Origin of the sequence: Pseudomonas sp. 008 (assembly GCF_016861935.1) — a bacterium.
Taxonomy (GTDB): Bacteria; Pseudomonadota; Gammaproteobacteria; order Pseudomonadales; family Pseudomonadaceae; genus Aquipseudomonas.
On record NZ_BOMA01000033.1, the window covers coordinates 1 to 8,976 of the forward strand.

Consider the following 8,976-nt stretch of genomic DNA (forward strand, 5'->3'; position numbering starts at 1 on the left):
TGATCTTTGTTGGCCGCATATTTGCGTACGACGCAGATCCTGTGGGAGCGTGGCTTGCCCGCGATGAGGCCCTGACAGACGCCGAAAATTTAGTGCAACTTGAGCCGTGGCTCGGTCCCACGCCCAATCTTGCTACCCAGCATCAACATCGCCGTACGGAACGCGCCATACAGCGCCATCTGGTGCATGCGGTACAGCGACACGTAAAACATCCGTGCCAGCCAGCCCTCGAGCATCACGCTACCGGTCAGGTTGCCCATCAAGTTACCCACAGCCGAAAACCGCGACAGCGAGATCAGCGAGCCGTAGTCGGTGTATTTGTATTCCGGCAGGGCCTTGCCTTCGATCCGCAGTTTCAGCGATTTGGCCAGCAACGAAGCCTGTTGGTGGGCCGCCTGGGCACGCGGCGGCACATTGCGGTCGCTGCCCGGTTGCGGGCAGGCCGCACAGTCGCCGAAGGCGAAGATGTTCTCGTCGCGGGTGGTTTGCAGGGTCGGCAACACTTGCAGCTGGTTGATGCGGTTGGTTTCCAGGCCATCGATGTCCTTGAGGAAACCCGGCGCACGAATCCCGGCGGCCCAGACTTTGAGGCTGGCGTTGATTACCTGGCCGTCGGCGGTAATCAGGCTGTCGGCGGTCACTTCGCTGACCGCGGCATTGGTCATGACGTTGACCCCGAGTTTCTCCAGGGTTTTATGCACAGGCCCGCCGATCCGCTCCGGCAGCGCCGGGAGAACCCGTGGCCCGGCTTCGATCAGGGTGATGTGCATGTTTTCCGGCTTGATCCGGTCCAGGCCATAAGCGGCCAGTTCATGGGCGGCGTTGTGCAGTTCCGCTGCCAGTTCGACCCCGGTGGCACCGGCACCGACGATGGCCACGCTGATCTGTTGCACGGTGTCGGTCTGTCCGGCGTGCGCGCGCAGGTAGTGATTGAGCAGTTGCTGATGGAAGCGCTCGGCCTGTTTGCGGGTGTCGAGGAACAGGCAGTGTTGCGCCGCGCCTTGAGTACCGAAGTCGTTGGTGGTGCTGCCGACAGCAATCACCAGCGAGTCGTAAGGCACTTCGCGCGCGGGTACCAGTTCAAGGCCAGCGTCGTCGTAGGTGGCGGCCAGCTGGATTTTCTTCTGTGTGCGATCGAGCCCGCTCATGCGCCCCAGCTGGAACTCGAAATGGTTCCATTTTGCCTGGGCAACATAGTTGAGTTCGTCTTCGGAAGAGTTGAGCGATCCAGCGGCCACTTCGTGCAACAGCGGTTTCCAGATGTGGGTCAGGTTCGCGTCGACCAGCATCACACTGGCCGTGCCGCGCTTGCCCAGAGTCTTACCCAGACGGGTAGCCAACTCCAGACCGCCGGCGCCGCCGCCAACGATGACAATACGATGAGTCATGGGGATATCTCGCAAGGCTAAAAGAAATCGGTGCAATTACCCGAGCGAGCGCGATGCAGCTCATAGCGTCAGGTAACTGATAAGTCGGCTCAACAGGCCTAAACCAATGGTCACTGCCACCACCACCACCAGGAGCATCCACGGCCGGAAAGGCCGGCGCTCGACTTGGTGCTGGGACAGGTGCAGGTACTCTTCGACATGCTTCTGGTCGTCGGGGTTCAGGCGGCTGGTCATAAAGGCCTCGTCGGGTAGACGTTGCTGAATGTGCAGACGTTACAGCAGATTGTCTGCAAGCGTTGAACGGTGCATGTGGTTCGGGTGAACGATTGCGCTTTGTAACATTCGGCCAGTGATTGCGCCATCTTGTGCAGTGTTGCCGGTATCTGTGGCGGGACTCACAAGCTGATCCCGACATCGAAGACGATGCTGCGTCCCAGGTTGCTGCGCAGGAAATCCGGGGCATCCGGGTGGGCGAAGAGCACGCGGGCGAAGGTCGGGCCGACCAGCGACAGCGAACGCCAGCCCTGGCGCAGGTATTCGGTGGGGGGCGGGAAGTGGCTGTTGAGGTCCAGCACTTCGCGCTTGAGGCTGGCGAAGGCGATGATGTCCAGATCCCCCAGGTCCATGCCGCGCTCTTTGTAGTTGTGGGCTTTTTTGCGCAAGGTTGGTGCCAGTCTCAGCAGAAATTCATTAGCCGGGATCCGCCGGGGCTTGGCCTCGCGGCGCACCAGCTGGCTCAGGGAGAACGCGCTGCGCCGACGTTGCAGCTCATCACGCCATTCATCATTGAGGCGCCGGCCCTCGTCGAGCACGAAGAACACCTCGAAATTCGCGTCGCGAAACAGCACGTCCGGCGGCTCTCCGGCGGGGGCAAACTCGTCGGCGCGATAGGGAATGTTCAGACCTTGCAGCAGGCGCTGGCAAACCCAACGCTCACGCTCCCATTTGCGGGCATTGGAAAGGAACGTGTTGGCTTGCTCGGCCGCAATGGTCAGCAGGCGTAAATAATCTGAGTCATCCATAGGCCCAAGCTTAGCGTTCAAATGTGATCTGAATAATAAAGTCTGTCGCAAAAGAAAAAAGGCTGTCGCGATTTCTTCAGATAGAACCTTACCTGCTTTTTCTGACGTACCTATAGGTGTTCGCGCTGTTGTAGCCTTTCCATGCTGTGTTTGATGACATCCATCACCGCAGCGGTCATGACTGAGGTAGAGACACCAAACATCAGGATGCCGTTGGCTGCTTCCAGTGGGCCAAGCAGACGCCAGCGTGGGGACATGATGATATCGCCATAGCCCAGCGTGGCGAAGTTGACTGCCGAGTGATAGAGCGCAGTGGCGAATTCGTCGAATTCGTCGAGCAACATGAACAGCGTGGCCCAGATGGCGATCTGCACGAAATTGCCGAGCAACATCAGCACCATGACCATCGACAGCAACAGGATATTCAGCCATTGCGATTCACGATTTGGATGGGTATGCCTGAAATGCACGTAATGGCGCAAACAGATAGTTATGAAAACGGCTTGCATCAGCAGGCAGAACAGCATCACGGGGAGACCGGCGAGTAGATTCAACAGCATGGCGATATCCTCGGCAGACGTGTCAGGTCGGTCCCTGGTGGTCTGTCCCGGGTTCTTGCGCTTGATCGTCCACCCATTGCCAGAACAGCCGATAACCGACCGCCAATATCACAGGACCGATAAACAGGCCGAGGATACCGCTCGTGACCATGCCGCCCAAGGCACCGATCAGCACCACCGGCATTGGCACATCGACACCTCGACCTAGCAGCAACGGTTTGAGGACGTTATCGACCAGGCCCGCAACGAAGACATAGATGGCAAACACAATGGTCGCCGTACTGGCACCTTCGCTCGCGAAGACGTAGACGATGACCGGAAGGGTAATCAGGGTGGCCGGTAATTGCATGATGCCAATAAGCAGCACCGCCAAGGCGAGAAGACCTGCGCCGGGGATGCCCATGGACACAAAGCCGATGCCGATCAACAGCATCTGGATGAAGGCGATGCCGACCACGCCCAACGCCACTGCCCGAATGGTCGCGGTGCACAGCTCGGTGATTTTCGGTCCCTTGACCGGGCCGCAGAAGCGCGAAGCGATTTGCACTGCGCTGCGGTGGCCACTTTCACCATAGGCTAAAAAAATACCGGCAATCATCAGGGCGAAGATGAATAACAGGAGCCCCATGCCGGCCCCCGCCAGCTTGCTCAGCAGGGAGAGGCTGACACCTTTGATTTGCGGTATGAACTTCTGTAGCAGGTCGGGCAGGTTGGTGACAGCTTGTGTCCATAAGCCATGAAGGGGTTTGCCCACTAGCGGCCAGCTGGCCACCGCATCGGACGGAGGGGGGATATGGAAACTGTCACTTTTGACCATGCTTATCGCCCGTTCCACGGAGTCTGCAATCGAGGTTCCCAACAAATAGGCAGGCACCATAAGGATGCAGATGGCGATCAGCACAATCAGCGTCGCGCTGAGCCCATCCTTGTCTCCCAGCACGCCTTTGAACCTGACTTGTGATGGGTAGAGGGTGATTGCCAGGATTATCGACCACAGCATCAGATCGAGGAATGGACTGAATATCTGGAAGCAGAAAACCACCAGAACGGCAATCAACCCGGCACGAATCAGAACATCGAGCAGACCTCGGGAGAAAGCCTTCTCGGAAATGGGCGTGGGAACCATTGATTTTTCCTCCTGTAGATAGGAGCAAAGGCATGAGCGGTGTAAGTCCAGCATAGACGTGCTGACGTTGCGGTGTTGGCCGCTCTCACGACTGGCCGCATCGCGCCATGCCCACAACAATCCCCATCCAACGCCCGGTTCCGGGCGGTGCACAAAACGGATAGCGATCTGCGCAAAGCGGATATTGCCCCGTGCCTGGCGACTTTACCCTCGGCTGTACGGACGTTAGCCGCGTTACCGACTCTTAAAAAAACAACAACAAGAGATAGATGCCATGCGCAAGATTGACGTACATGAGGTTATCGACAAGGCACGATTCAACCGCTTTCACTGGATGGTGCTGTTCTGGTGCGCCCTGATCATCATTTTCGACGGTTACGATTTGGTGATCTACGGCGTGGTGTTGCCGATGCTGATGAAAGAGTGGGGGCTCAGTCCTCTGCAAGCCGGCGCACTGGGAAGTTATGCACTGTTTGGAATGATGTTCGGCGCGCTGTTTTTCGGCCCGCTGTCAGACAAGATCGGTCGTAAAAAAGCCATCACCCTGTGCGTGATGCTGTTCAGCGGTTTTACCGTGCTCAACGGTTTTGCCAGTAACCCCACCGAGTTTGGCCTCTGTCGGTTCATTGCCGGGCTGGGTATTGGCGGGGTGATGCCCAACGTCGTGGCGCTGATGAACGAATATGCGCCGAAGAAAATCCGCAGCACGCTGGTGGCGATCATGTTCAGTGGCTACTCCGTGGGCGGCATGCTCTCGGCGGGGCTCGGCATCGTGCTGATCCCAAGTTTCGGCTGGCAGTCGGTGTTTTACGTGGCAGTGCTGCCGTTGCTGCTGTTGCCGTTGATCATGTACTTCCTGCCTGAATCGGTGGGTTTCATGCTGCGTCAGGGGCGCCATGAAGAGGCGCGCAACATTCTCCAGCGAGTCGATCCGGCATACATCGCGCAAACCGGCGATCAGCTGCACATGAGCGAAGTGAAGGGCAGCGGCACCCCGGTGTTGCAGTTGTTTCGTGAGGGGCGGGCGCTGCGCACGCTGATGCTGTGGCTGGCGTTTTTCTGCTGCTTGCTGATGGTCTACGCCTTGAGTTCCTGGCTGCCAAAACTGATGGCAAACGCCGGTTACAGCCTGGGCTCGAGCCTGTCGTTCCTGCTGGTGCTCAACTTCGGCGCCATTTTCGGCGCGGTCGGCGGCGGTGTGCTGGGTGACAAACTCAACCTGCCGCGCGTGTTGGCGGTGTTCTTCGCCGGTGCAGCCGTATCGATCACCTTGCTTGGCTTCAACAGCCCGATGCCGGTGTTATACCTGCTGATCGCCATCGCTGGCGCCACCACCATCGGCTCGCAGATTCTGCTGTACGCCTGCGCCGCGCAGTTCTACTCCATGGCCATTCGCTCCACCGGTTTGGGCTGGGCGTCGGGCATCGGCCGCAACGGCGCCATCGTCGGCCCGCTGCTGGGCGGTGCCTTGCTGGGGATCAGCCTGCCGCTGCAACTGAACTTCATGGCGTTTGCCTTGCCCGGTGCGGTGGCCGCTATCGCCATGACCGTGTTCGCGATCAGCAGTCAGCGCAGTGTCAAACAAGCGCTGTCGGGCCTGCGCCATGGTTCGCCTGGCGGGTCTGTCGGCGACGTTTCATGAAAGCGTTATTCCGGGATTTTTCCTTGTCGGCTGCCGTCGCCGGATTTATCGCGACGGTGATTTCCTACGCGGGCCCCTTGGTGATCATCTTTCAAGCCGCCGAAACCGCTCACCTCTCGCGAGAAGTGCTGTCGTCGTGGGTCTGGGCGATTTCCATCGGCAGCGCCGTGCTCGGCATCGGTTTGAGCTTGCGTTACCGGGTGCCGGTGATCATCGCGTGGTCGGCGCCGGGCTCGGCGTTGCTGGTGGCGCTGTTGCCGGGAATATCCATGCCCGAAGCGGTGGGCGCGTACCTGGTCAGCAGCCTGATTATCTTTCTGGTCGGGGTGTCGGGGGCATTTGACCGGATCATCGGCAAACTGCCCGCGGCGATTGCGGCGGCGATGCTGGCGGGGATTCTGTTCAGTTTCGGCACTGGGTTGTTCGTCTCGTTGCAAGGCAAGCCGCAGCTGGTGCTGGCGATGTTTGCCACGTACCTGATCTGCAAACGGGTGATGCCGCGTTATGCGGTGTTGATGGTGCTGCTGGTGGGCTGTTCCATCGCGTTTCTCGCCGGTGATTTGCACCGCGAAGCGCTGGTGATCGGTTTGGCCACGCCAGTGTGGATCACGCCTGCGTTCAGTTTGAGCGCGACGCTGAATATCGCCTTGCCGCTGGTGATGGTGGCGCTGACCGGCCAGTTTGTCCCCGGCATGGCGGTGCTGCGCGCCAGCGGCTACGCAACGCCCGCCGGCCCGATCATCGCCGGCAGTGCGTTGGGCACTGCGCTGTTGGCGCCGTTCGGTTGTCACGGGCTGAATCTGGCGGCGATTACCGCCGCCATCTGTACCGGTCGCGAGGCCCATGAAAATCCGGGCAAACGCTATGTGGCCGGGGTGGTGGGCGGTCTCTGTTATTTGGTGCTGGGGATCTTTGGCGCCACGCTGGTTTCGTTGTTCTCGGCGTTTCCCAAGGAGTTGATCGCGGCCCTGGCCGGGCTGGCGCTGTTCTCCGCGATAGCCGGGGCACTGGCTGGCGCAATGGCGGTGCCGAGTGATCGTGAAGCCGCGCTGGTGACCTTTCTCACCACCGCCTCGGGCATGTCGTTGTTTGGGTTGTCTGCCGCTTTCTGGGGACTGATTTTCGGCATGGTCACCCACTGGTTGTTAAACGCCCGGGGTCCCATCGCTCGCAGCGCAAATGCTGCGGCTGAAGCACCTCAACCTGTCGATCAATAAAAATAAGAGAAAAAACGATGAAACAGATTTTTCCAACAACCGGTTCAGTGTTGTCCATCGCTGTCGTCTCGAGTTTCTCCACCGGTGCGGTGGCCGCCGAGGGTGGCTTCATCGAAGACAGCACCGCCACCTTGCAAGCGCGCAATTACTACTTCAGCCGGGACTTCTCCGACATCGTCGGGGCCAATAAACAGTCGAAGGCCGAAGAGTGGGCACAGGGCTTCATTCTCAACGTCAAATCCGGTTATACCCAGGGGCCTGTCGGTTTTGGTGTAGATGTCATTGGCCTGCTCGGCCTCAAACTCGACAGCAGCCCGGATCGGGTCAATACCGGTTTGTTGCCGGTGCACGATGATGGACGCGCGGCGAATGAATACAGTCGTCTGGAGGGCGCGCTGAAGGTGCGTTACTCCAAGACCGAATTGAAGGTGGGGGAGCTGCAACCCAACCTGCCGGTGCTGGCCTTCAGCGATATCCGTCTGTTGCCGCCCAGTTATCAGGGCGCAAGCATCAGCTCCAATGAGATCGATGGCCTGACCTTACAGGGCGGTCATTTGAGTTCGACCAGCCTGCGCAACGAGGCTGGCGATGAAAAGATGCAAGCCATGCTCGGTCATGTACCCCAGCGTCAGGTCAGCAGCGATGGTTTCAACTTTGCCGGCGCCGACTACGCGTTCAATGATAAACGCAGCTCGGTCAGCGCCTGGTTCGGGCAATTGGAGGATATCTACAACCAGCGCTTTCTCGGCTTCAAGCACAGCGAGCCGTTGGGTGACTGGACCCTGGGCGCCAACCTTGGCTATTACGATTCGCGCGAGGACGGCAAAAAATTACTGGGCAACATCGACAACCAGGCGTTCTTCTCTTTGCTGTCGGCCAAGCGCGGCGGTCACACGTTTTATGTCGGCTATCAGGGTATGTTCGGCGACAGCGCCTTCCCGCGAGTGTTTGCCAACATCACTCCGTTGGGCAACGAGGTGCCGACCTACGAGTTTGCCTACACCGACGAGCGTTCCTGGCAGGCGCGTTACGACTACGACTTCGCCGCCCTCGGCGTGCCGGGGCTGACCAGCACCGTGCGTTACATCACCGGCAATAACGTCGACACCGGCAAGGGGTTTGAAGGCAAGGATCGCGAGCGCGATCTGGACATCGGCTATGTGTTGCAAAGCGGCAGCCTCAAAGGCCTCGGGATCCGTGTGCGCAACGCCATGGCGCGCTCCAACTACCGCAGTGATATCGACGAGAACCGCCTGATTCTCAGCTACACATGGAAGTTGTTATGACCGGAGCGATCACAGATCGGTGGTGCAGTTGCCCATGACTTCGTACGTCACGCGATGGGTCTGGCCCTGATGGTCGATATATTCCATGGTCGCTGGCACGACTCCGCAGGCGGTTGCGGTGTCTGTCACTGAAACGACCTTGGCGATGTCCAGTGGCTGTGCCGGGTTGTACGGGGTGGCTGCTGGTTCGTTGCTGGCGGCTAGGGCCGAGGTGGCTGCGAGGGTCAGGAACAGGCTGGTCAGGGTTTTCATTTTTCTGTGCTCTGTGTGGGTTCCAGTGTCTGAATTTTAGTCTTTGCCTGTGGGGGATAAAGGGGGCTGGGTCTGATTCAGTCTTGCAGGGAATGTAACAATCGCTGTTTTTAATTGGGTACATATCCGTTGCTGCGGTAACGGCGAGACAGATCAAGATCAAAAGTCAAAGCAACGGCAAGATCAAAAGATCGCAGCCTTCGGCAGCTCCTACTGGGGGAATATGTACCCGCGTCCAACCAGGTCGGCCGGTAGGCCGCCTCGCTTTTGATTTTGACGCACCGCCCCCTCGAGAGGCCGAGTGGAGGTTCTGCGCAGTGGGCAACCCGGCATGGATGCCGGGTTAGCCGCCCCCGGCCATGGATGGCCGATGGCGGCGGGCCCACGGAGCAGGACCGGAGCGAGGGTATGCCGAGCCTAGGCGAGGCACCGAACGAAAGGGGCAAAAGCGCTTTGGTTACTTTCGCGCTTTTCGAAAGTGAC

General features: G+C 59.1%; 9 protein-coding genes. 3 read left to right on the forward strand and 6 right to left on the reverse strand.

The window, feature by feature from the left end; genetic code table 11:
* Positions 1-89: 89 nt before the first annotated feature.
* From JUI81_RS31415 to JUI81_RS31435, 5 genes are all read right to left on the reverse strand, one after another.
* A complete protein-coding gene (locus tag JUI81_RS31415) occupies positions 90-1,388 on the reverse strand; it encodes an NAD(P)/FAD-dependent oxidoreductase (RefSeq protein WP_019581250.1) in 1,299 nt (432 codons plus the stop codon).
* Positions 1,389-1,448: 60 nt separating this feature from the next.
* Positions 1,449-1,622, reverse strand: coding sequence for a DUF3094 domain-containing protein (locus JUI81_RS31420; protein ID WP_018930175.1), 174 nt, complete (start codon positions 1,620-1,622; stop codon positions 1,449-1,451).
* A 161-nt stretch (positions 1,623-1,783) separates the two neighbouring features.
* Positions 1,784-2,410 (reverse strand): DUF1780 domain-containing protein, encoded by a 627-nt coding sequence (locus tag JUI81_RS31425; RefSeq protein WP_007938395.1) that lies wholly within the window; start codon positions 2,408-2,410, stop codon positions 1,784-1,786.
* Between the two features lie 110 nt (positions 2,411-2,520).
* Positions 2,521-2,970 carry a potassium channel family protein gene (locus JUI81_RS31430; RefSeq protein ID WP_018930176.1) on the reverse strand — a complete coding sequence of 150 codons (450 nt, stop codon included), beginning with the start codon at positions 2,968-2,970 and terminating at the stop codon, positions 2,521-2,523.
* Positions 2,971-2,992: 22 nt separating this feature from the next.
* Positions 2,993-4,096 (reverse strand): AI-2E family transporter, encoded by a 1,104-nt coding sequence (locus tag JUI81_RS31435; protein WP_019581249.1) that lies wholly within the window; start codon positions 4,094-4,096, stop codon positions 2,993-2,995.
* A 274-nt stretch (positions 4,097-4,370) separates the two neighbouring features.
* Here JUI81_RS31435 and JUI81_RS31440 point away from each other — a divergent pair, with 274 nt between their 5' ends.
* From JUI81_RS31440 to JUI81_RS31450, 3 genes are read left to right on the forward strand one after another with little or no spacing between them, the layout of a single operon-like run.
* A complete protein-coding gene (locus JUI81_RS31440) occupies positions 4,371-5,738 on the forward strand; it encodes an aromatic acid/H+ symport family MFS transporter (protein WP_204125672.1) in 1,368 nt (455 codons plus the stop codon).
* On the forward strand, positions 5,735-6,955 hold the full coding sequence (locus tag JUI81_RS31445) for a benzoate/H(+) symporter BenE family transporter (protein WP_204125673.1): 1,221 nt from the start codon (positions 5,735-5,737) through the stop codon (positions 6,953-6,955). Before JUI81_RS31440 ends, JUI81_RS31445 begins: the two co-directional genes overlap by 4 nt.
* A 17-nt stretch (positions 6,956-6,972) precedes the next feature.
* Positions 6,973-8,241 (forward strand): OprD family porin, encoded by a 1,269-nt coding sequence (locus tag JUI81_RS31450; RefSeq protein ID WP_204125674.1) that lies wholly within the window; start codon positions 6,973-6,975, stop codon positions 8,239-8,241.
* A 9-nt stretch (positions 8,242-8,250) separates the two neighbouring features.
* Here JUI81_RS31450 and JUI81_RS31455 read toward each other — a convergent pair whose 3' ends face one another.
* Positions 8,251-8,493 (reverse strand): DUF2790 domain-containing protein, encoded by a 243-nt coding sequence (locus JUI81_RS31455; RefSeq protein WP_204125675.1) that lies wholly within the window; start codon positions 8,491-8,493, stop codon positions 8,251-8,253.
* Positions 8,494-8,976: the final 483 nt, after the last annotated feature.